The organism is Baekduia soli, assembly GCF_007970665.1.
Lineage (GTDB): Bacteria > Actinomycetota > Thermoleophilia > Solirubrobacterales > Solirubrobacteraceae > Baekduia > Baekduia soli.
In genome coordinates, this window is the sequence record NZ_CP042430.1 from 5,057,944 (window position 1) to 5,079,055 (window position 21,112).

20 protein-coding genes, 2 tRNA genes and 1 pseudogene are annotated in these 21,112 nt (G+C 74.2%); 10 read left to right on the forward strand and 13 right to left on the reverse strand.

Annotated features, from left to right (window positions below):
• Nucleotides 1-581: 581 nt before the first annotated feature.
• From FSW04_RS24620 to FSW04_RS24630, 3 genes are all read right to left on the reverse strand, one after another.
• Nucleotides 582-1,784, reverse strand: a complete 1,203-nt coding sequence (locus FSW04_RS24620) for a tyrosine-type recombinase/integrase (protein ID WP_146923094.1) — start codon at nt 1,782-1,784, stop codon at nt 582-584.
• Nucleotides 1,781-2,080: a helix-turn-helix domain-containing protein gene (locus FSW04_RS24625; RefSeq protein WP_146923097.1), complete on the reverse strand. Its 300-nt coding sequence runs from the start codon at nt 2,078-2,080 to the stop codon at nt 1,781-1,783. Before FSW04_RS24625 ends, FSW04_RS24620 begins: the two co-directional genes overlap by 4 nt.
• Nucleotides 2,081-2,295: 215 nt before the next feature.
• Nucleotides 2,296-2,368 (reverse strand) — tRNA-Thr (locus FSW04_RS24630).
• 50 nt (nt 2,369-2,418) lie between these two features.
• On the opposite strand from FSW04_RS24630, the gene FSW04_RS24635 reads away from it, so the two are divergent.
• Nucleotides 2,419-2,763: a hypothetical protein gene (locus FSW04_RS24635; protein WP_146923099.1), complete on the forward strand. Its 345-nt coding sequence runs from the start codon at nt 2,419-2,421 to the stop codon at nt 2,761-2,763.
• Nucleotides 2,760-3,314, forward strand: a complete 555-nt coding sequence (locus FSW04_RS24640) for an NUDIX domain-containing protein (protein ID WP_146923101.1) — start codon at nt 2,760-2,762, stop codon at nt 3,312-3,314. Before FSW04_RS24635 ends, FSW04_RS24640 begins: the two co-directional genes overlap by 4 nt.
• 198 nt (nt 3,315-3,512) lie before the next feature.
• On the opposite strand, the gene FSW04_RS24645 is transcribed toward FSW04_RS24640, so the two are convergent.
• The 5 genes from FSW04_RS24645 to FSW04_RS24665 all read right to left on the reverse strand — a co-directional run bounded on the left by FSW04_RS24645 (nt 3,513) and on the right by FSW04_RS24665 (nt 6,629).
• Entirely contained in the window at nt 3,513-4,064 is a 552-nt protein-coding gene (locus FSW04_RS24645; protein WP_146923999.1) for a response regulator transcription factor, read from the reverse strand.
• Nucleotides 4,065-4,131: 67 nt separating this feature from the next.
• The gene (locus FSW04_RS24650; RefSeq protein ID WP_146923104.1) at nt 4,132-4,575 is read right to left on the reverse strand and encodes a hypothetical protein; all 444 of its coding nucleotides are present in this window, start codon (nt 4,573-4,575) and stop codon (nt 4,132-4,134) included.
• A gap of 96 nt (nt 4,576-4,671) precedes the next feature.
• Nucleotides 4,672-5,280: an FKBP-type peptidyl-prolyl cis-trans isomerase gene (locus FSW04_RS24655; RefSeq protein ID WP_146923106.1), complete on the reverse strand. Its 609-nt coding sequence runs from the start codon at nt 5,278-5,280 to the stop codon at nt 4,672-4,674.
• A gap of 86 nt (nt 5,281-5,366) precedes the next feature.
• Nucleotides 5,367-6,386 carry a hypothetical protein gene (locus tag FSW04_RS24660; protein ID WP_146923108.1) on the reverse strand — a complete coding sequence of 340 codons (1,020 nt, stop codon included), beginning with the start codon at nt 6,384-6,386 and terminating at the stop codon, nt 5,367-5,369.
• A gap of 161 nt (nt 6,387-6,547) precedes the next feature.
• Nucleotides 6,548-6,629: transfer RNA gene (locus tag FSW04_RS24665), tRNA-Tyr, on the reverse strand.
• Between the two features lie 65 nt (nt 6,630-6,694).
• Between FSW04_RS24665 and FSW04_RS24670 the strand changes: the two genes are divergently transcribed.
• The gene (locus tag FSW04_RS24670) at nt 6,695-7,723 is read left to right on the forward strand and encodes an RNA polymerase sigma factor (RefSeq protein WP_146923110.1); all 1,029 of its coding nucleotides are present in this window, start codon (nt 6,695-6,697) and stop codon (nt 7,721-7,723) included.
• 94 nt (nt 7,724-7,817) lie between these two features.
• On the opposite strand, the gene rpoD is transcribed toward FSW04_RS24670, so the two are convergent.
• Nucleotides 7,818-8,966, reverse strand: coding sequence for an RNA polymerase sigma factor RpoD (gene rpoD, locus FSW04_RS24675; RefSeq protein ID WP_187369077.1), 1,149 nt, complete (start codon nt 8,964-8,966; stop codon nt 7,818-7,820).
• Nucleotides 8,967-9,199: 233 nt separating this feature from the next.
• Here rpoD and mptA point away from each other — a divergent pair, with 233 nt between their 5' ends.
• The gene (gene mptA, locus FSW04_RS24680) at nt 9,200-10,192 is read left to right on the forward strand and encodes a GTP cyclohydrolase MptA (RefSeq protein ID WP_146923112.1); all 993 of its coding nucleotides are present in this window, start codon (nt 9,200-9,202) and stop codon (nt 10,190-10,192) included.
• A 54-nt stretch (nt 10,193-10,246) separates the two neighbouring features.
• Here the strand turns inward: mptA and pgsA are convergent, their stop codons facing one another.
• Nucleotides 10,247-10,849: a CDP-diacylglycerol--glycerol-3-phosphate 3-phosphatidyltransferase gene (gene pgsA, locus FSW04_RS24685; RefSeq protein WP_146923114.1), complete on the reverse strand. Its 603-nt coding sequence runs from the start codon at nt 10,847-10,849 to the stop codon at nt 10,247-10,249.
• Nucleotides 10,850-10,881: 32 nt separating this feature from the next.
• Nucleotides 10,882-11,772: an EamA family transporter gene (locus FSW04_RS24690; RefSeq protein WP_228430738.1), complete on the reverse strand. Its 891-nt coding sequence runs from the start codon at nt 11,770-11,772 to the stop codon at nt 10,882-10,884.
• Nucleotides 11,773-11,834: 62 nt separating this feature from the next.
• On the opposite strand from FSW04_RS24690, the pseudogene FSW04_RS24695 reads away from it, so the two are divergent.
• Both FSW04_RS24695 and FSW04_RS24700 read left to right on the forward strand, forming a co-directional pair.
• A pseudogene (locus FSW04_RS24695) lies at nt 11,835-12,811 on the forward strand (aldo/keto reductase).
• Entirely contained in the window at nt 12,808-13,959 is a 1,152-nt protein-coding gene (locus FSW04_RS24700; protein ID WP_146923116.1) for an alkaline phosphatase family protein, read from the forward strand. The pseudogene FSW04_RS24695 and the gene FSW04_RS24700 overlap by 4 nt, the downstream one beginning before the upstream one ends.
• Before the next feature lie 58 nt (nt 13,960-14,017).
• Here the strand turns inward: FSW04_RS24700 and FSW04_RS24705 are convergent, their stop codons facing one another.
• Nucleotides 14,018-14,476, reverse strand: a complete 459-nt coding sequence (locus FSW04_RS24705; RefSeq protein ID WP_146923118.1) for a universal stress protein — start codon at nt 14,474-14,476, stop codon at nt 14,018-14,020.
• Between FSW04_RS24705 and FSW04_RS24710 the strand changes: the two genes are divergently transcribed.
• The 4 genes from FSW04_RS24710 to FSW04_RS24725 are packed head-to-tail and all read left to right on the forward strand — an operon-like array spanning nt 14,475 to nt 20,124.
• Entirely contained in the window at nt 14,475-15,551 is a 1,077-nt protein-coding gene (locus FSW04_RS24710; RefSeq protein ID WP_228430742.1) for an NAD(P)-binding protein, read from the forward strand. The two genes, FSW04_RS24705 and FSW04_RS24710, sit on opposite strands and share 2 nt — an antisense overlap.
• Nucleotides 15,552-15,566: 15 nt before the next feature.
• Complete coding sequence (locus FSW04_RS24715; RefSeq protein WP_146923120.1) at nt 15,567-16,619, forward strand: FAD-dependent oxidoreductase; 1,053 nt, start codon at nt 15,567-15,569, stop codon at nt 16,617-16,619.
• Between the two features lies 1 nt (nt 16,620).
• Nucleotides 16,621-17,583, forward strand: coding sequence for a hypothetical protein (locus tag FSW04_RS24720; RefSeq protein WP_146923122.1), 963 nt, complete (start codon nt 16,621-16,623; stop codon nt 17,581-17,583).
• 27 nt (nt 17,584-17,610) lie between these two features.
• Nucleotides 17,611-20,124, forward strand: a complete 2,514-nt coding sequence (locus tag FSW04_RS24725; protein ID WP_146923125.1) for a diguanylate cyclase — start codon at nt 17,611-17,613, stop codon at nt 20,122-20,124.
• A 14-nt stretch (nt 20,125-20,138) separates the two neighbouring features.
• Here FSW04_RS24725 and FSW04_RS24730 read toward each other — a convergent pair whose 3' ends face one another.
• Nucleotides 20,139-21,047 (reverse strand): DMT family protein, encoded by a 909-nt coding sequence (locus FSW04_RS24730; protein ID WP_146923127.1) that lies wholly within the window; start codon nt 21,045-21,047, stop codon nt 20,139-20,141.
• Nucleotides 21,048-21,112: the final 65 nt, after the last annotated feature.

Here is a 21,112-nt window from a genome sequence, read left to right on the forward strand (position 1 = left end):
GGACGAAAAGCAGGCATGGCACATCGGCGCCTACCGCGGGCTTGGCGGGAAGGGTGCGGCCGGGTCGCCGCTCGCGCGACAGGCCCAGCGCGTGATGCCGTCACCGCCGTCACCGCCGCTTCTCATCAACGACGTCGGTCGACGTTCTATCCGTCCGTTGACCCCGTCCGACAGTCGGTAGGCCCACCACCGCCAAACGCCGCATAGGAATGCGGAATTCGGGCCTGGTCGTGACCCCGACCACCCGCGCCCTCCATGAGAACAGAAGGAGAGCGGGCTCGGGTGGTCGGACTCACTCCCAGGACAAGGAATCAGGGACATGGGCTGGCGGTGGTGGGCCAGGAGAAATGAGGACGGAGACGGGTGAGACGAACGACAGCAGAAGAGGAGGAACAGTTCATCGAGAGAGGGCGGGCACGGGGACGCGGGCGGACATGGGACGGGCAACGAGAGGCGGCAACGATCAGGGACAGTCGGCAGCGGTGGCAAGACGGCGAGCGCGGAGTGGCCGGCGGCGTTGTTGTAGTGGTAGAGCACGGCGGGCACGGTTCAGAGGCGATCAAGGCATTGGCCTATGTGAGCTAGGTTGATAGCGAGATAGCTAGCGTGCTAGCTCGGTAGCTAGCTGAGACGTCCGTTGCGACCTCGCGTGCGAGGCGGATCTCGTCGTCGATGCAGATCCGGCGGCCGCGGTATTCGCGGATCTCGTGCGCGTAGCGGTTCTCGAGCATCTCGATGCTGTGGCCCATTCGCGACGCGATCTCGCGCGAGTCGAGTCGGCCTTCCTTGATGAGCAGCGACGCGTGCAGGTGGCGGAGCTTGTTCGGTGCGGCATCCACCCAGCCGGCAGCCAGCGCGACGCGGCGAAACGTCCGCCGGCCCCAGCGCTTGGCCTCGTCGTCGCTCCAGTGCCGCCGTCGGCCGTTCGGCACGATCGGATCGCCCGGCTCAGCGAACGGCGTCAGCGCCCGCCACTCGGCAAGGTCGCCGGCCAGGGCGCTCCACAGATCGATGCTGCGATCCCTGCCGGTCTTGGTCCGCCCGCGCAGGGAGCCGTCGACGTCGGTGCTGTCTCGCACGACGAGGCTGGCTTCGCGGATGTCGCGCCAGCGCAGCGCGCGCCACTCCCCCGGTCGCAGGCCGGCCAGGTAGCCCAGCGAGATCGCGATCGCCGTCAGCGGCGAGCCCTCCCGGTCGAGGGCGATGAACCGCATCCGCTCGACCGTGGCGATGTCGACCACCTCAACTTGCCGCGTGCTACCGACCCTCGGCTTGCGGATCTGCGGCACCGGGTTGATCTCGACAATGTCGAGCTCCAGGGCGTGCGCGAACAGGGCTCCGAGCGTCTGCAGCGCCTTGCGCACCGTCTGCGGTCCGAGGCCGTCGGCGAGCATGTCGCCCCGCAGCGCCTTGATGTGCCGTGGGCGGACATCGATTGCCAGCTCGGCGCCCACGCGGTCGGCCAGATGCCGTCGCCAGACCCCGCCGTAGTTGTTCTGGGTCCGCAGGGCGAGCTCGGGCACGACGTGCTCGCGCATCCACAGCTCGTAGCAGTCGGCCACCGTCATGCTGCGCCGGCCCGAAGGGCCGTCGGCGATCAGCGCCGCGCGGCGATCCAGCTCATCGCGGAAGGCGACCGCCGCCTCCAGCGCGTCGAACGCCCGCGAGAGCCGTCGGCCGTCAGGTCCTGCCCACCGCACGCGGTAGCTCTCAAGCACCGTGCCGTCGGTACGTCGGTGCCGGCGCCGCTCGATGCTCCGCAGGTCGGGGGCAACCGCGCTCATGGGCCCACCCGGCCGATGCGTCGCCGCCGCCCATCGGCGACCAGTCGGTCGACGGCCAGCGCGCCGGCGTCGGGCTGCACGAGCTGGGCCTCGGCCCACGCCTGCGCATCCTCGGCGCTGACGCGGTAGCTGCCGCGACCGCCGTCGAGCTGGATCGCGCGGAGCTTGCCGCGCCGGATGTGCTGGCGCACGGTCTTGGCCGTGATCCGCAGCACGGCGGCCACCTCGGTGGCGGTCATCAGCGGCGCGGGCCACTGAAGCGTCAGCGGCACCTCGGCCGCCAGGCGGGTCTGCACCTCGGGCTCCTTCCCGTCGGGTTCGACGGAAAGAGCGACGGCGGCAGACCCCTCCCTCGCGCCCAACGGATCGGGGGTTCGGCCGCGGCTGCGCGTGCCGCTTCGAGCTGACCGCAGTCCGTTTGCCCCGCATTTGGCCCGCAACTTCGGTTTCGGAGCCTCAACCGGGGCCGGTGGTGACGCGGAAGTCTGCGCTGAGCAGGGAGATCCCGTGAAGCCCTCTATCGGACTCGAACCGATGACCCCTTCCTTACCATGGAAGTGCTCTACCAACTGAGCTAAGAGGGCGGGAGCGGGAAGTGTAGCCCGGCTTGCGGTCCCCCGTAGGCTCCCGGGTCGTGGCCGCCGCGACGTTCACCATCGAGCCCCAGGGTCCGTTCGACCTGCGGCTCGCGGCGGGCTTCGGGTTCGGGCCCGACAGCGGGCGGCTCGACCGGCGGCATGCCGTGGCCGCGGCGCTCGAGCGCCGGCTCGACGCGGGCCGACTGGCCGCGATGGGCCCCGACGACGCCATGGCCGACGTCCTGGCCACCGGCGGGCCCCGGCTGCGCCGGCCCGTGCAGGAGCGCCAGAGCCTGGACGCCGAGCCGGACGCCGTCGCGTCCACCGCGCCGGCCGAGCCCCGGCGCGCGCGCCGCACGTGGGCGTGCGGCCTCATCCGCTACGCCGCGGGGCGCCCGTGAGCGGCCACAACCCCTCCGACGACCACGGGCTGAACCCGGCGCTGGCGGCCACGCGCTTCTGCCCGCGCTGCGGGACGGCCGAGCCACGCGTCGCCTACCCCCGCTCGCTGCACTGCGACGCCTGCGGCCATCAGTCCTACTTCAACCCCAAGCCGGTGGCGGCCACGATCCTGCGCGAGGGCAGCGGCGACGCTCCGGGCGCGCCGATCTGGCTGCTGCGCCGCGGCTTCGATCCCGGGGCCGGGCTGTGGACATTCCCCGGCGGCTTCGTCGACCTCGGCGAGTCCGTCGAGGACGCGGCGCGGCGCGAGGCCAGGGAGGAGGTCGGCGTCGAGGTCGACATCGTCGGCCTGATCGGCGTGTACAGCCGCCCGGAGGACCGCGTCGTGCTCGTGGTCTTCGAGGCGCGGCCGCTCGGGACGCCGCAGACCTCGCCGGAGGCCACGGAGGTGGCGCCGTTCACGGCCGCCACGCTGCCCTGGGAGGACCTGGCGTTCTGGTCGACGACGCAGGCGCTGCGCGACCTCGTGGCCGGCCGCCCCGGCGGCTGACGCGCGGGATGCGGGGACGGGCGGACACACCGAGCACGGGGGATGAGGTGTGCCCGCCCGCTGCTGCCGGGCGGGCCGCCCGGCGGGGGTGGGTGGACCGGCGTGATGACGACAGGGCGATCGGCCCACCGAGCGCGGCCCTCGTTCCCAAGGAGGGTGAACCGCGCTCAGCGGTCACCGATCTGGAGTGCCGGAGGGCTACTCGACCAGCCCGCGGCGCATGCCCTCGGCGACCGCGGCGGCCCGGTCGCTGACCCCGAGCTTCTCGTAGACGTTCTTGAGGTGGGTCTTGATGGTCTCGGGGCTGAGGTGCAGCGCGCGGCCGATCGCCGGGGCCGACCCGCCGCCGGCGGTGAGCCGCAGGACCTCGAGCTCGCGCGGGCTGAGCAGCGGGCGCACCGGGGCGGGCTCGGCGACGTCGTCCTGCAGGCGGGCGCCGCGCGCGGCGGCGGCGACCGCGTCGCAGATCTCGTCGCGGCCGGCCTCCTTGGAGAGGTAGGCCATCGCGCCGGCCGCCAGCGCCGCCCGCGACTCGGGCGGCAGCACGGTGGCCGAGAGCAGGACCACACGCGTGGGCAGGGCGTCGCGCTCGATGGCACGCAGCACCGCGTGGCCGTCCAGGCCGGGCATCTGCACGTCGAGCAGCGCGACGTCGGGCGCCAGCGCGCGGATGTCGTCGAGGGCCTTGCGGCCGTCCTCGGCGGTGCCGACGACGTCGAAGTCCGGGCGCCGGCGCAGCGCGAAGACCATCCCGTCGCGGAAGACGGGATGGTCGTCGGCCACGTAGACGCCGACCCGCGAGGAGCCGGTCCGGCGGTCAGGCAGTGACAGCGGCCTCGTCCTTCGCCGTCACGGTCGTCACCGGCAGTCGCAGGCCCTCCAGCTTGTGCGGGAGGTCGAGCTTGAGCCAGCGCGAGAGGCGGGCCGGCAGCGTCGAGATGATGATCTCGTCGAAGCCGTGCAGGTTGACCGCGTCCTGCACCGCGTCGAGCGGCTCGGCGTGCCCGATCATGCCCTCGACCGGTGCTCCGACCACCTCCTGCAGCAGCGGAAGGGCGCGCGCGAGCACCGCCGCCGCCTCCCCGTCATGGTGATCCTCCGGGTCCGTGATCCGGTGCAGGCCGTGGGCGCTGTCGGGGACGAGCAGGGTGAACGTGCACGGCCCCCTCGCCGCACGATCGCGCACCGCCTCCAGGAGCGCCGGGGTGGCCGCCGTGCGGTGGGCGACCACCAGGACGCGCGAAGGGGTGGAGGACTCCATGACCAGGAACTCCTTTCGTCGCGAAACCGGACGGCCATTGTCCCACCGCGACCGGCGACGCGCCACCTCCAACCCCTGCGGGCGTGGTGCGGTGCGTCAGCCGATCTTCTTGAGGTCGACGACGAAGACCAGCGGCGCGTTGGCCGGGATGGTCGGCGGCTGGCCCGTGGCGCCGTAGGCGAGGTCGGCCGGGATGACGAGCACGCGCCGCCCGCCGACCTTCATGCCCGGGATGCCCTGGTCCCAGCCCTGGATGACCTGGCCCTGGCCGATCGTGAACTGGAACGGCGTGCGGCCCTTCTTCCAGCTCGTGTCGAACTCCGTGCCGTTGAACAGCGTCCCCACGTACTGGACGGTGACCTTGTCGCCGTCCTTGGCCGCGGCGCCGGTGCCCGTCACGACGTCGGAGCCCTGGAGCACGGTCGGCGCGGTCCCCGTCGCCTTGGGCACCTTGGGCTTCGTGCTGAGATCGGTGCTGATCCCGCTGATGTTCTTCTGGACGGGGAGCGGCTCGCCCGGCTTGCGCTGCTTGACCGTCGAGGCCGTCGAGGCCAGGTCGGCGGGCAGGGTCGTCGACGGGTCGCCGTCGATCTTGGACCCGGCGCTGCGGAAGCCCCCGCTGTCGCTGCTGCCACAGCCGGCGGCGAGGCCGGCGGTCAGGGACAGGAGGCTGAGGGAGAGGGCGAGGGGGCGGGTTCGTCTCATGAGCAGCCGCGCATGCTAGCCCCTCCGCCCCGCAGGCCGGTGCAGTGGCCCGGCCGGCCGGCATGCGCCGGCCGGGTCTGCCCCACCTAGCCGAAGAAGACCCGGCGGGTGATGCGCACCTGGGCGACGATCGTGCCGCTCGCCACCGTCGAGGAGCCCTTGTAGCGGACCCGGATGCGGTAGGTGCCCGCGCGCGTCTCGCGGAAGCGCTTGGTGAACGTGCCCTTGGACGAGATCTTCACGCTGCCCAGCGAGCGGTACTTGCCGCCCTTCTTGCCCCGGGCGATGGCCAGGCTCACCCGGCCGCGGATCGACGTCTCGCGCAGCGCGCCGCGCACCTGGTAGCTCGGGCCCCGGGCGTCGGGGAAGCGCAGGGTGTCCAGGTCGAACGGCGCGATGGCCCGGACGATGATCGGTGCGCTCCAGGGCGTGCTGTACTGGCCGACGGACGCTCGCGCGACGACCGTGTAGCTGCCGGGGGTCCTGAACGACAGCCCGGCGGTGCCCGTCGTGGTGCTGACGAACGCCTGGTCCGACGGTCCCGAGATCGCGCCGTCGGGGCCGACGACGCCACCGGCCGCGTAGCGGACCTCGTAGCTCGTCGTCCCGGGGTTCAGGCCGACGGGGAGGTTCAGCGTGTTCGTGGCGAAGCTGTTGGGGTTGCGGATCAGGAACGGGCCGGGGGGCGCCGCCAGGCCCACGCCCGCGCCGATCGTGAAGACGTAGGTCTCCGTCGAGGTCGGGGTGCGGCAGCTCGTGTCGGCGTTGGCGTAGTTCGTGACGGTCACCGTGTAGTTGCCGTTGCCGCGGTAGTCGATGTAGCGGGTGAACGACGACGTCGTGAAGCAGCTCAGCGACGTGGCCACCGCGGCCCCGTCGGGGCCGGTCACCGTGGCGCTGAACCGCGCAGGCGTGGCCGGGAAGGCCAGGCCGACGACCGGCGACATGTTGCGGATGGCCGTCGGGGTGCCCTGGGCGATGCCGACGGGGTTGCCGTCGTCGCCGGTCACGGTGACGGTCGCGGCCTGCGCCGCCGACGCGCCGGCCGCGACGATGAACACGGCGGCCGCGGCGATGGCCGTGCCGCGGAGTCGCACTCTGAGCATGGGTTGCTGATCCTCCCTGATGGACCTGTCTGGACCTGTCGGACTTCTCCGTGCCCCAACCCGGCGACCCTACGACGGATGCGGTGCCCGGCCCGTCCGTGCGCAGACGGGTCCGGCAACGGCGTGAGCCCCGGCGCAGGCCGGGGCTCACGGACCAATAGTGGCGGGAGAAGGATTCGAACCTTCGAAGGCGTAGCCACCTGATTTACAGTCAGGCCCCTTTGACCGCTCGGGTATCCCGCCGGACGGCCGTGAAGTTTACAGGGCTGCAGCGCAACCTTCGGCGTCGTCCTACGGTCTTGGGAGTGATGGCCGCCATCGACGCACCCCCGCCTGCCCTGCCGCCGACGATGCTCGCCGCGATGGGCGACGACACGCTGGTCGGGCTGATCGCGGCCGGCAGCGACGACGCGTTCGCCGCCCTGGACGAGCGCTACCGCCGCCGCCTGGTGCGCTTCACCCGGGGCTTCGTCCCCGGCGGGACCGCCGACGCCGAGGACGCCGTCCAGGAGGCCATGGTCCGTGCCGTCCGCGCGCTGCGGGGCGGCTCCCGGCCCGAGGCGGTCGGCCCCTGGCTGCACCGCATCGCGCGCAACTGCGCGCTGGACCTCACCGCGTCGCGCCGCCGCCACCCGGTCGTCGAGCTGGCCGACCACGCCCATCCGGCCGCCGAGGACGCCGCCGCCACGGCCGAGCGGCGGATGGGCATGCGCGGCCTGGTGTCCGACGTCGGCCGCCTGCCCGCCTCCCAGCGCTCCGCGCTCGTGCTGCGCGAGCTCGAGGGCCGCAGCTACGCCGACATCGCCGACGAGCTCGACGTCACGGTGCCCGCGGTCAAGTCGCTGCTCGTCCGCGCCCGCCAGGGCCTGCGGCGCGCGCACGCCGAGGGCCGCGCCGCCGCGCTGGTCCCGGTGTCGCTGCTGACGCGCCTGGCCGAGCGCCTCGGCTCGCTCTGGGAGCCCGTCTCGGGCGCGGCCACGCCGAAGGTGGCGACGGTCGCGGCCGTCATGGCGGGCTCCATCCCCGCGCTGGCGCCCTCGCTGCCCTCGCCCGTGCCGATGCCCAAGCCCCGCCACCACGTCGCGCCGGCGCCGGCCCAGGCCCGGCCCGCGGCGGTCACCACCGCACCGGCCACCACCGCCACCGCGCCGACCGGCGGCACGCCGGCCCCGGCGAACGGCCCCGACAGCGCGGCCGCCCTGCACGCCGACTGCGCCGACGGCACGATCGACAGCACGTTCTCCCACGCCGCCCTGCTGCGCGGCCTGCGCCACCTGGACCAGAGCGCCGGCGAGTACGGCGACTGCAGCCGCGCGATCCGCCAGGCGCTGCTGTAGACGCTCGGGCCCCGAGGTGCGGGGGAAAAATGAGGGGCGCGCTCCCCAGCGCGCCCCTCTGACCCCTCTCCTCCTCCGGGAACGAAACCCCGGACTACGAGGCGTCCCTGAGGCGCTGGGCCTCGGGGAGCGACTCGAGCTTCTTGAGCGTGTGATTCTCGATCTGCCGGATGCGCTCACGCGTGACGTTGAACGCCCGGCCGACCTCCTCAAGGGTACGCGGTCGGCCGCCCGTGAGGCCGAAGCGCATCTCGATCACTTCACGCTCGCGCTGCGGCAGCGCCGCCAGCGCACGATGGACGTTCTCCTTGCGGAGGTTCTCCGCGGCGAGCTCGAACGGGGACTCCGCCGTCTGGTCCTCGACGAAGTCGCCGAGCTCGGACTCCTCCTCGTCGCCGATCGGCTTCTCGAGCGAGATCGGCTGCTGGCTCATCCGCAGGATGTCGCGCACCTCGCGCGGCGTGCAGTCCAGCTCGGAGGCGATCTCCTCGGGGGACGGCTCGCGGCCGAGGGACTGCACGAGCTGGCGCTCGACGTGCACGACCTTGTTCAGCTTCTCGACCATGTGGACCGGGATGCGGATCGTCCGGCCCTTGTCGGCGATCGCGCGGGTCACGGCCTGGCGGATCCACCAGGTCGCGTAGGTGGAGAACTTGTAGCCCCGGCGGTAGTCGAACTTCTCGACGGCGCGGATGAGGCCCAGCGAGCCCTCCTGGATGAGATCCAGGAACGTCAGGCCGCGGCCGAGGTAGCCCTTGGCGATCGAGACGACGAGGCGCAGGTTGGCCTCGACCATCTGCTGCTTGGCCAGCATGTCGCCGCGCTCGATGCGCTTGGCCAGCGAGACCTCCTGCTCAGCCGTCAGCAGCGCCACGCGCCCGATGGAGCGCAGGTACAGCCGCAGCGAGTCGAGGCTCGGCTCGACGGTGAGGTCGATCTCGGGCTTCTTGCGCGTCTCGGCGGGCGTGGGCGACTGGCGCTCCTCCGCCGCGGCCTCCGCGCGTCCGCTGTCCGACGTGACGGGACGTCCGTCGGCGGAGACGATGGCGATGCCCTGCTCGTCGAGGTGGAGGTGCAGCTCGGTGATCTGCTCCTTGGTGACCTCGACCTCTTCCAGCGTGGTCGTGATCTGCTCGATGGTCAGGAACCCTCGCTCCTGGCCGTCCTGGATCAGCGCCCGGAGCTCTTCGAGCTCAGTGATGGGGGCCTCATCCGCGAGCAATACGTCGGTCTTGGTGCTCAACCCGATCCTTGTGGACGTCGTTCCCGGGCGGGCGCCTCCGCGCCTGCCCCTCTCTACCCTTGTGCTTCATGTTGGAACGCACCGACGGTGCAATGCGACGGACCGCCGCAGGTGGCTTGAGCCTGGTCCTCTCGTGCTCTGACGGAGGGGCCCGTGCCGACCCGCGGATGTTTAGCACAGGTTCAGGTGCCCTGAAAATCCCAAGAACTGGGGTCGGTAGCCTCAGGGGCGTCATGCAGCCGCCTTCGAGCCTCGTCACCTCCCCGGACGTCCAGGCCCAGCGTCCGACCGTGCACCTCTCCCTGTCCCGCGTCGGGGTCACCGGCGTCGAGAAGGTGATCCGCATCTCCCGCGACGGGCACGAAGAGCTCTACTGGGCCCGGCTGGAGTGCTTCGTCGACCTCGGGCCGAGCCAGAAGGGCGCCCACATGTCGCGCTTCGAGGAGACCGTCAACGACGCGATCAGCGAGGTCATCCTGGGGACGTCGGCGTTCCGGGCCGAGGAGCTGGCCCAGCGCATCGCCGAGCAGGTCCGCGACCGCCAGGACGCCCGCCGCGCCGAGGTCACGATCGCCGCGCGCTACCCCGAGCACAAGCCGGCCCCGGTCAGCGGCATCCAGACCCAGGAGCTCTACACGCTGTTCGGCACCGCGGTGGCCACCACCGCCGGGACGCGGCGCCTCATCGGCGTCGCCGCGCAGGGCATGACGGCCTGCCCGTGCGCCCAGGAGCTCGTCGCCGGCGCCGCCCGCGCGCGCCTGGGCGACGACGGCTTCGACGACGACCAGATCGAGCGCATCCTCGAGCACGTCCCCGTGGCCACGCACAACCAGCGCGGCCTGGGCACGCTGCATGTCGGCTGCCCGGAGGACTGCGACGTAGACGTCGACGCCGCGACGCTGCTGTCCATCGTCGAGGACTCCATGTCCTCGGAGATCTACGAGCTCATGAAGCGCTCCGACGAGGCCGCGGTGGTCGAGAAGGCCCACCGCCGCCCGCGGTTCGTCGAGGACTGCGTGCGCGAGATGATCAGCGGCGTGGCCCAGCGGCTGCCCGACCTGGACCCCTCGGCGTTCGTCTCGGCCCGCCAGGAGAACCTGGAGACGATCCACCAGCACAACGTCGTCGCCGAGCGCTTCGGCCTGGTGTCCGAGCTGCGCCGCGAGATCGCCAGCGGCGCGCACGCCGAGCACCACACGTCGATGCAGGATTGGCTGGCGGGCTGAACTCGCCCGGCTCGTTCAGCCGCGCGAGCTCGCCCAGGGCGCGCTCGCACGCGCTCAGGCAGCGTGGTCGCCACTGGCGCCCGGCGGGGTGCGGCCCGCCGCCGACCCGTGGCGGCGGCGCTCCTCGGCCTCGCGCAGCATCCGCCGCAGGCCGAAGAAGTAGTCCACGCCGGAGATGACGGTCACCGCGACGGCGACGTAGGTCAGCAGGTCGACCCAGAGGGGTGTCGGGTCGTAGGCGATGAGGAAGAAGATCGCCGCCACCTGCACCATGGTCTTGACCTTGCCCCACCCGGCGGCGGGGACGACGACGCCCTGCGCCGTGGCGGCCATCCGCGTGGCCGTCACCGCCAGCTCGCGCGTGACGATGACCATCGCGATCCACGCCTCGAGGCGGTGCAGCGACACGAGCGCGAAGAGCGCGGCGACCACGAGCAGCTTGTCGGCGATCGGGTCCATGAGCTTGCCGAACGTCGTGATCGAGTTGCGCGCCCGCGCGATGTAGCCGTCGATCGCGTCGGTGGCCGAGGCCGCGGCGAACACGATCGCCGCCAGCAGGTCGCCGTCCTTGGTCTCCCCCAGCAGCGCGACCACGAGCACCGGCACGAGCAGGATCCGCACGACGGTGAGGACGTTGGGGAGGTTCAGCGGCAGCACGCGGGGCGCAAGTATCCCCGGTCGGCGTGCGCTCAGGCCTCCGGGGCCGCCGCGGCGGTGCGAGAGACCCCGATGCTGGCCGCCACGACGAGCGCCATCGCGACGAGGTCGCGGGCGCCGAGCGCCTGGCCGAGGATGACCAGCCCGGCCAGCGCGGCGACCGCCGGCTCCAGGCTCATGAGCACGCCGAAGACGTGGGCGGGCAGCCGGCGCAGCGCCTCGGTCTCCAGCGTGTAGGGGATGACGCTGGACAGCAGCGCGACGGCGGCGCCCAGCGCCAGCAGCCCCGGGTGCAGGAGGTGCGTGCCGCCCTGCAGGACGCCGGGCACGACGGGCACCAGCGCCGCGACGACCATCGCCAGCGCCACGCCGTCGGTGCCGTCGAACAGGCGCCCGGCGCGCTGGGCGACGAGGATGTAGAGCGCCCAGCACGCCGCCGCGGCCAGGCAGAAGGCCAGGCCCAGCGGGTCCAGGCCGCCCGGCCCCTCGCCCGACCCGCCGGCGGCCAGCAGCACGATGCCCACCGCGGCCATCGCCGCCCAGACCAGGTCCAGGCGCCGGCGCGACATCACCACCGCGACGCCGAGCGGGCCGGCGAACTCGATCGTCACCGCGATGCCGAGCGGGACCCGGTCCAGGCCCTCGTAGAAGAACACGTTCATCGCGCCGAGCGCGAGGCCGAACGCGGCGGCCATCCACAGCGCGTGGGCGCTGCGCCCGCGCAGCCGCGGGCGCACGACCGCGACCAGGATCACCGCCGCGAAGGCCAGGCGCAGCAGCGACGTGCCCCCGGGCCCGAGCTCGTCGAACAGCGTGGCGGCGAGCGCCGCCCCGAACTGGATGGAGGTCACGCCGGAGAGGACGAGCGCCATCGGCGGCACCCGGTCCAGTCCCGGGAGCCCCTGCGCCGTGGCCGTGGACACGCGGCCACGGTACCGCCGGCAGCTACGGTGCGCGGACCGCCACGACCTCGGAGGACCTCCCCATGCAGACCCGCACGCTCGGCTCCCTGACCGTCCCGGCCCTCGGCCTGGGGTGCATGGGGATGTCGGAGTTCTACGGCCCGCGCGACGACGACGAGTCCATCGCGACGATCCACCGCGCCATCGAGCTCGGCATCACGTTCCTGGACACCGCCGACATCTACGGGCCGTTCATCAACGAGGAGCTCGTCGGCCGTGCGATCGCCGATCGACGCGACCGGGTCGTGCTGGCCACGAAGTTCGGGATCGTCCGCGACCCCGGCGACCCGTCGCGCCGCGGCGTCGACGGCCGGCCCGAGTACGTGCGCGCGTGTGCCGAGGCCTCGCTGCGCCGGCTCGGGGTCGACCACATCGACCTCTACTACCAGCACCGCGTCGACCCCGACACGCCCATCGAGGAGACCGTCGGCGCGATGGCGGAGCTCGTCGCCGAGGGCAAGGTCGGCGCGCTGGGCCTGTCGGAGGCCGGGCCCGACACGATCCGCCGCGCCCACGCCGTGCACCCGATCGCCGCGGTGCAGAGCGAGTACTCGCTGTGGTCACGCGATCTCGAGGACGCCGTGCTGCCGGTGCTCAAGGAGCTGGGCATCGGCCTCGTGGCCTACTCGCCGCTGGGCCGCGGGTTCCTCACGGGCGCGATCACGTCGGTCGACGACCTCGCCACCGACGACTACCGGCGCGTCTCGCCGCGGTTCGTCGGCGAGAACTTCCAGAAGAACCTCGACCTCGTGGCCGTCGTGCGGCGGCTGGCCGACGAGCAGGGCGTCACGCCGGCCCAGCTCGCGCTGGCCTGGGTGCTGGCCCAGTGGGAGGCATCGTGCCGATCCCGGGCACGAAGCACATCGCGCGCCTGGAGGAGAACGCCGGGGCACTGGACGTCGTCCTCACGCCGGAGGCGCTCGCCGCCATCGCCGAGGCGCTGCCCGCGGTGTCGGGGCCGCGCTACAACGAGGAGATGATGCGGCTCCTGGACCGGTGAGCCCGCCCGGGGAGGACTTCACCGCGGTCCTGCGCACCGCCGACGCCGCGCTGGGCCGGTACCGGCACGTCGTCGTCGTGCTGCTCGACGCGTTCGGCTGGCGCTTCCTGCAGCGCCACGCCGAGCACCCGCTGCTGCGCCGGCTCGCGCGCGACGGGACGGTGCGGGCGTTGCCCTCACAGTTCCCGTCGACGACCGCCGCGCACGTCACGACGATGCACAGCGACCTGGGCGTGGGTGAGCACGGCATCTACGAATGGCGGATCTGGGAGCCGGCGCTGGGCCGCGTGATCTCGCCGCTGCTGTACTCCTACGCCGGCGACCGCGAGCGCGACACGCTGGCGCCGACCGGCCTGGCGATGGGCGACGTCCTGCCGGTGCACACGCGCTACGAGCGCCTCGCGCAGGAGGGCGTGGCGTCGATCGTCGCGCAGCCCGCGGCGTTCAGCCCCTCGACCTACGACCGCGCCGCCACCCGCGGCGCGCTGCTGGCCCCGTGGCCCGACCTGGCGGCCGGGCTCGAGGACCTCCTGCGCCGCGCGGCGGCGCACGAGCACTGCTACGCCTACCTCTACACGGACGCCATCGACACGACGGGCCACCTGCACGGCCCGAGCAGCCGCGCGTTCGACGACGTCGTGACCGCCACCCTGAACGCCGTGCATGCCGCGTTCTTCGGGCCGCGCGCCCCGCGCCTGGACGACGCCCTGCTCGTGCTGACCGCCGACCACGGCCAGGTCGACGTCTCCCCCGAGCGCGTCGACGTCCTCGACGAGCTGTGGCCCGGCCTGCCCGGCGCGCTGGCGCCCGACGCGACCGGTGCGCCGACGCCGCCGGCCGGCTCGGCGCGCGACGTGTTCCTGCACGTGGCGCCGGAGCGCGTCGACGAGGCGGTCGCGGCGCTGGCCGCCGCGCTGGGCGACCGCGGCACGGTGCACCGCACCGCCGACCTCGTCGCCGCGGGGCGCTTCGGCGCGGCCGGTCCGCGCCTGCTGGAGCGCGTGGCCCCGGTGTGCGTGCTGCCGGGCCCGGGGCGCATGGCCTGGACACGCGCCCACGAAGGGATCGAGCGCCGCTTCCTCGGCCACCACGGCGGCCTGCACCCCGACGAGGCGCAGACGTTCGTGGCGACGATCCCCCTCGCCTGACGGGCTCGGCCCCCTGGGCCCGATCCGCGACGACCCGGCCCCCTGGGCCGGCGTTCGCCTAGAGACGGCTCGACGCGACGGGGAACGGGCGGAACCCCGGATGGCGGCCGGAGTCGACCACGAGCATGTCGACCCGGCACTCGGCCCGCCACCGCAGCTCCCGCGCCAGCGACACCCAGCCCGCCGGCACGACGATGAGCTCGGCGTCGTGCTCGCTGGCGACCGCGCACAGGGCGGCCACGAGGCCACAACGGCGTACATGCCCGTTGACGGTCAGGCCGGCAGCGCCCAGGGCGCCCTCGACGTCCGCGAGCACGGCGTCGACCTCGGCCCGGCGTCCCAGCGTCCGTGCCAGCTCCTGTGCGCGGGCGCCCGGCGGCTCCCATGCCGCCACCACGTGCACCGTGCCGCGACGCGCCTCGGCCACCGCACCGGCGTACCATGCCGCCGCTTCCGCGGCGGGCGAGCCGTCCGCGGGGACGACGATGTTGGTGGTGGAGGCGAGCGTCTCGAGCATGGCGCAGGAGTCCTTTCACGACGAGGGCGTTCGTCTGGACGGAACGACGTTCGCCCACTACGGTCGCCCTTCGGACATGGGGCGACGGCGGGTGGCGATTCTGGGTGGGGGCGCAGGCGGCCTGACGGCGGCCTTCGAGCTGACCGCCACGCCCGAGCTGCGCGAGCGCTACGAGGTCACCGTCCACCAGCTCGGCTGGCGCCTGGGCGGCAAGGGCGCCAGCGGGCGCCGGGAGGTCGGCGCCGCCCGCCCGATCCATGAGCACGGGCTCCATGTCTGGTTCGGCTTCTACGAGAACGCCTTCGACGTCATGCAGCGCGTCTACGCCGAGCTCGACCGGCCCGTGGGCATGCCGCTGGCGACCTGGCGCGACGCCTTCCACCCCGTCGACGAGGTCGTGCTGTTCGACGACACGGGCGACGACGGCTGGCGGCCGCGGCGCTTCCGCTTCCCGCGCAACGACGGGCAGCCGGGCATCCCGGTGCCCGCGCCGTCGCTGCACGGCCTCCTGCGCGACGCGATCCACACGCTGCGCCTCGTCGAGCCGCCCGAGAACGCGTCGCGCCCGCTCAAGCTGCTCGACGCGGTCGTCGACCGCTTCCTGCTCGCGCTCGAGCGCTTCCTGGGCGGCGACGACGACCACCTCGACCTCGGCGACGTCGTGGAGGGCCTGCTGGCCATCAGCGACCCGCTCCTGCACCTCGGCGGCGACCAGGACGACGAGCCCGTGGTCTGCCGGCTGCTGCGCGCGCTGCGCGACGCGCTGTGGCGCGTGACGGGCGGCGACCGCTACGCCATGACGTTCGACCTCGTCTCGACCGTGTTCCGCGGGATCCTGTCCGACGGCCTGGACGACGACGGCTTCGGCACGGTCAACGACGAGGAGCTGCGCGCCTGGCTGGCCCGCCACGGCGCCAAGCGCGCGACGCTGGACGGCTCGCCCCTGCTGCGCGGCTTCTACCAGCTGTGCTTCGCCTACGAGGACGGCGACCGCGACCGCCCGTCGCTGGCCGCGGGCAAGGCGCTGCAGGCCATGCTGCGCATGACGCTGGGCTACCGCGGCTCGATCATGTAGAAGATGCAGGCGGGGATGGGCGACGCCATCTTCGCCCCGCTGTACGAGGTGCTGCGGGCCCGCGGCGTGCGCTTCGAGTTCTTCGACGAGGTCACGGGCCTGCGGCTCTCCGACGACGGCGACCTCGTCGAGCGCCTGGAGATCCGCCGACAGGTCCAGCTGCGCCACGACGGCGGCTACGACCCGCTGGTCCGTGACCCGGGCGGCCTGCCGAGCTGGCCGGCCGAGCCCCTGTGGGACCAGCTGCGCGACGGCGAGGACCTCCGCGCCGCGGGGGTGCGCTTCGAGGCCACGGAGGCGGCGCGCCACGCGGCGGTGCGGACGCTGCGCCGCGGCGAGGACTTCGACGACGTCGTCCTGGCGATCTCCGTGGCGTCGCTGCCGCCGATCTGCACCGAGCTGGCCGCCCGCCACGGGCGCTTCGCCCGCATGCTCGAGCACGCGCGCACGGTCGCGACCCAGGCCCTGCAGGTGTGGATGACCCGCGACCGCGAGGAGCTGCGCTTCGCCCCCGCGGGCATGGTCGCCGGTGCCTACGCCGAGCCGCTGGACACGCTGTGCGACATGACGCACCTGCTCGAGCGCGAGGGCTGGGCGCCCGGCGACGGCGTCCGCTCGCTGGCCTACCTCTGCGGCACGATGCGCGAGGTGGCGGGCGAGACGCAGGCCCAGGCCGACGCCCGTGCGCTGGCCGACGGCCTCGAGCACCTGCGCGCCCGCGCGGCCGTGCACTGGCCCGGGGCGGCCGGTCCCGGCGGCTTCGACTTCTCGGTGCTGGCCGACCCCGAGGACCGCGACGGCGAGGCACGCATCGCCGCCCAGTACTGGCGGGCCAACATCTTCGGCAGCGAGCGCTACGTGCTCACGCCGCCGGGGTCGATCCGCCATCGCCTGCGCCCCGACGAGTCCGGCGTGGCCAACCTGGTCCTCGCCGGCGACTGGACGCGCAACGGCATCTGCGGCGGCAGCGTCGAGGCCGCCGTGACCTCGGGGCGCCTGGCCGCCCGCGCGCTGTGCGGCAGCCCGGCCTTCGTGCCGGGGACCGAAGGCTGGCTGGAGGCCGACTGAGATGGCCCCGACGCCGCCCTACGTCGAGTTCGGGGGCCTGGCCTCCGCACCCGGACCGCTGCAGTGCGACGACACGACCCTGTACGTCTTCGCGCTGCAGGCCGACGCCGCCCGCCTCGACACGCTCTGCCGCCGGGTGTTCGCCGGCCCGACCGGCGGGGCGGTCGACTACCGCCCGCTCGGCGACCACGTCCTCCTGACCTTCGGCGTCGTCGGCGCGATCCGCCCCGTGCTCGAGCCGTGGCACTCGATGGGCGCCGTGCGCGAGCCCCAGGTGGGCTTCTGGATCCCCGTCGCGCGCGTGCGCGCCGACGACGACGGCGACCTCGTGGGCGAGCGGTTCGGGATGTTCTGCGCCGCGATGATGCTCGACAACCCCATCTCGCTGCTGTCGGGCCGCGAGGACTACGGCTACCCCAAGACCATGGGGTGGTCGACGATGCCCGACGGCGATCTCGCCGACCCGTTCACCCTGGAGGTCTTCGGCATGGACTTCGGCGGCGGCCAGGCGCCCGCGCGCCGGCCGCTCATGGAGCTTCGCCCGGCCGGCGACGAGCTCGGCGAGGCCGACCTGGCCCTGGGCGACATGCTCGAGGTCGGGCAGTGGATCCGCGACGTGCTGTTCGCGGGCCCGGACCGCGTCGCGCTCGGGCTGCGCTTCGCGATGGACTTCGCGCAGGACCTGCGCGCCCACCGCGTCGACCAGGTCTTCCTCAAGCAGGTGCGCGCGACCGAGGACGGCCGGCGCGCCGACCTGCAGCAGGTCGTCGTCGCCCCGGCCGTCACCCGCAACGTCCGCGCGACCCAGCTGCGCCGGGACTACGACCTGACGCTGCACCACCTCGACAGCCACCCGCTGGGCGACGAGCTCGGGCTCACCGACCAGCGCGTGACGCTGGCCGCGCGCCTGGACTTCGACTTCCTCATCGAGGCCGGCACCGTGGCCTGGGCTGCGCGGACCTGACCCCTCAAGACCCATCCGGCGCGCCCGATGCACACGAGCGTGCGCCTGTCGCGCGGCCTTCCCTCCATCACCCGCTCCTGCCTCGCCGTCGCCCTCGCGGTGGCGGTCGCCGACGCCCTCGCCGGGCGGGCGACGTTGGCGATCGCCGGCGTCGACGGGCTCGCCCCCGTCTGGCCGCCGGCCGCCATCGCGCTGACGGCGCTGCTGTGGCGCGGGCTCCGGCTGTGGCCCGCGGTCCTGGCCGGCGTGGTGGCCGCCGAGCTGCTCGCGGGCGCCGGCGTGCTCGCGGGCCTGGGCTGGGGCCTGGCCGACACCGCGCAGGCCGTGCTGACCGTCACGCTGCTGGGCCGGCTGGGCGCCGACGCGCGCTGCCCGCGCCAGCGCGACGCCGTCCTGCTGCTCGTCTGCACCGCCGCCGCGGCGACCGTGACCGCCCCGCTGGGCTCCGGGATCCTCGCCGCCACCGGCCACGGCGCCGCCGGCTGGCCACGCTCGGCGGTCGTCTGGGGGCTGGGCGACGTGCTCGGCGTGGTCCTGCTGACCCCCGCGCTGCTGGGCCTGGTCCGTCCGGGCCGCGGCCCGCGCGCCCAGGCCGCTGCGGCCGAGCGCACCGTCGCGGCCCTCGCGCTCGCCGCCCTCCTGGCCTACGCGGCCACCGACGCCGGGCCCTCGCTGTGGGTGCCCGTGCCCGTGATGATGTGGATCGCCCTGCGCCAGGGCATCACCGGCGCGGGGCTCGCCGGGCTGGGCAGCGCCCTGGCCGTCTGCTGGGCGGCCGCCCACGGCATCGGCCGCTACGACGGCAGCGTGCAGGACGTCGCACACGCCCAGCTCGTCATCGGCATGATCGCCGTGCTCATGGCCATGGTGGCCGCCGCGACCGCCGAGCGCCTGGCGATCGCCGCCGACCTGACCGCGATCGCCGCCGAGGACGGCGCGCTGCGCCGCGTGGCGACGACCGTCGCGGCGGGCGTCGCGCCGGGTGAGGCGCTCGAGGCCGTAGCCTGCGAGATGGCGCGGCTGCTCGACGTCCACACGGGCGTCGTCGTGCGCTTCGAGGGCGGCCGCGACGCGCGCGTGCTCGCGCTGTGGTCGCAGACGGAGGCCCCGCAGCCCGGCGTGGGCGAGCTCGTCACCATCGTCCCCGACAGCGCGGTCGACCGCGCCCGCCTCGGCGAGATCGGCCGCTTCGACGAGCGCGACGCCGAGACCCTCACGCTCCCGCCCTTCCGCCTGCGCATCGCCGCGCCGATCCTCGCCGACGGCCGCCCCTGGGGCGCGCTCATCGCCTGCTCGGTGGACTCCACCGACCTGCCCGCCGAGATCGGCCAGCGGCTGGCCCGCTTCGCCGAGCTGGCCGGACTGGCCGTGCAGCTGGCCGCCGAGCGCGACCGCCTCGTCGAGCAGGCCAGCAGCGACCCGCTGACGGGCCTGCTCAACCACCGCGCCTTCCACGAGCGCCTCGTCCAGGAGTGCGCGCGGGCGCGGCGGGCCGGCCGGCCGCTGTCGCTGGCGATCTTCGACCTCGACCGCTTCAAGCAGGTCAACGACACCCTCGGCCACCTCGCGGGCGACGCCGTGCTGGCCGAGGCCGCGCGGCGGATGGCCGACGCGACGCGCGACGGCGAGATCGTCGCGCGCATCGGCGGCGACGAGCTGGCGCTGCTCATGCCCGACACGGCCAGCCGCGAGGCGCACGCCGCGGGCGAGCGCGTGCGCCGGGCGATCGGCGCCGAGGCGTTCGAGGGCGCCGGCACGCTGACGGTCTCGGCCGGCGTGTGCGACCTCGAGGAGGCCGCCGACGCCGACGAGCTGCTGCGGCTGGCCGACGGCGCCCTGTACTGGGCCAAGGCCCACGGCCGCGACGCGTGCATCCGCTACTCGCCCGAGGTCGTGGAGGAGCTCTCGGCCACCGAGCGCGCCGAGCGCCTCGAGCACGCCCGGGCCCTCGCCGCCCTCGGCGCGCTGGCCAAGGCCATCGACGCCAAGGACCCGGCGACGATCCGCCACTCCGAGCGCGTCGCCGCGCTCGCCGCCGAGCTGGCGGCGGAGTCGGGATGGGCCCCCGCCGCGGTGCGCCGCCTCTACGACGCCGCGCTCGTGCACGACGTCGGCAAGATCGGCGTGCCCGACGCGGTCCTCAGCAAGCAGGGGCGCCTGACCGACGGCGAGTACGACGTCATCAAGCGCCACGCCGACCTGGGCGCACGCATCGTCGCGGGCGTCCTGGACCCCGACCAGGTCGCGTGGGTGCGGGGCCACCACGAGCGCCACGACGGCGGGGGCTACCCCGACGGCCTCGCGGGCGAGGACATCACGGAGGGCGCCCGGCTGCTGGCGCTCGCCGACGCGTGGGACGCGATGACCGGCGCACGCATCTACAGCGCGCCGATGCCCGTGCCCGAGGCCATGGAGGAGGTGCGCCGCGGCGACGCCCGCCAGTTCCATCCCGCCGCGGTCGCCGCGCTGGAGCGCGTGCACGCGCGCGGCGGCCTGGGCGTCGCCGAGGCCGCCGACGAGCCCGTCGGCGTCGCGGCCTGACCGCTACCGCCCGCTCAGGCGCGCGCGGGCGCCACGGCGGCCGCGGGCGGCGGCTCGAGCACCTCGGGCGGCGCGGGACCGGGCGTCAGCGCGGCGCCGGTGAGCACCGCGGCGAACGCGACGAGGCGCAGGACCAGCGCCGCCGTGCCGTCGGGCAGCGGCTCGCCGAAGACCGCCGACCCCGCGGCGATCGTCACCACGTTGGCCGCCAGCGTCGTGAGCGCGATGACCGAGACCGGCGGGCCGATCTGCAGCGAGCGCGCGCTGACCACCAGCCCGACGACCGACAGCACGAAGATCGCGGCGGCCTCCGGGCTGATGACCACGAGCGGGCCCTCGTGGCCCAGCTCTCCGGACTTGGCCTTGATGACCACGTCGCTGGCGCCCCACAGCAGACCGGCGGCCAGCGCGAGGACCGGGCCGGGCCGCGGGCCGCGGTCGCCGGTCACGACCAGGCAGCACAGCAGCGCCGCGACCGTGAGCCCGGCCACGTAAAGCGCGAGCGTCCCCGTGTGGTAGTCGCCGTGGCTGCTCTTGGCGCCGTCGCCGATCGTCGCGGCCAGCAGCGCCAGGCCCAGCGCCGCGACCGCGACGCCGATCCAGTCGCGGCGGCGGACGTGCAGCCCGAAGACGCGGTCGGCCATCGGGGTGAGGAGCACCAGGCCGCCCGCGATGACCGACTGCACGATGCTGATCGGCGCGAGCGCCAGCGCTCCGACGTGGAACACCCAGGCGCCCATGGCCACCACCACGCCGAGCGTCCACCAGCGGTGGCGGAACAGCTCGCGCGTCGAGCGGACGGGATGGCGCCACTCGATCGCGGGCGCCTCGGCCGCGCCGCGCAGCTTGAAGAAGAACCCCAGCAGCGCGATCACGGCGCAGCACAGCGCGAGGAGCAGCCCGAGGCCGACGGCGGCGGTCACGGGCGGGGAGGGTAGGGCACGCACCGGTGGGCCGGGCCGGCGGCCACACGCGCCCCGCGCCGGGC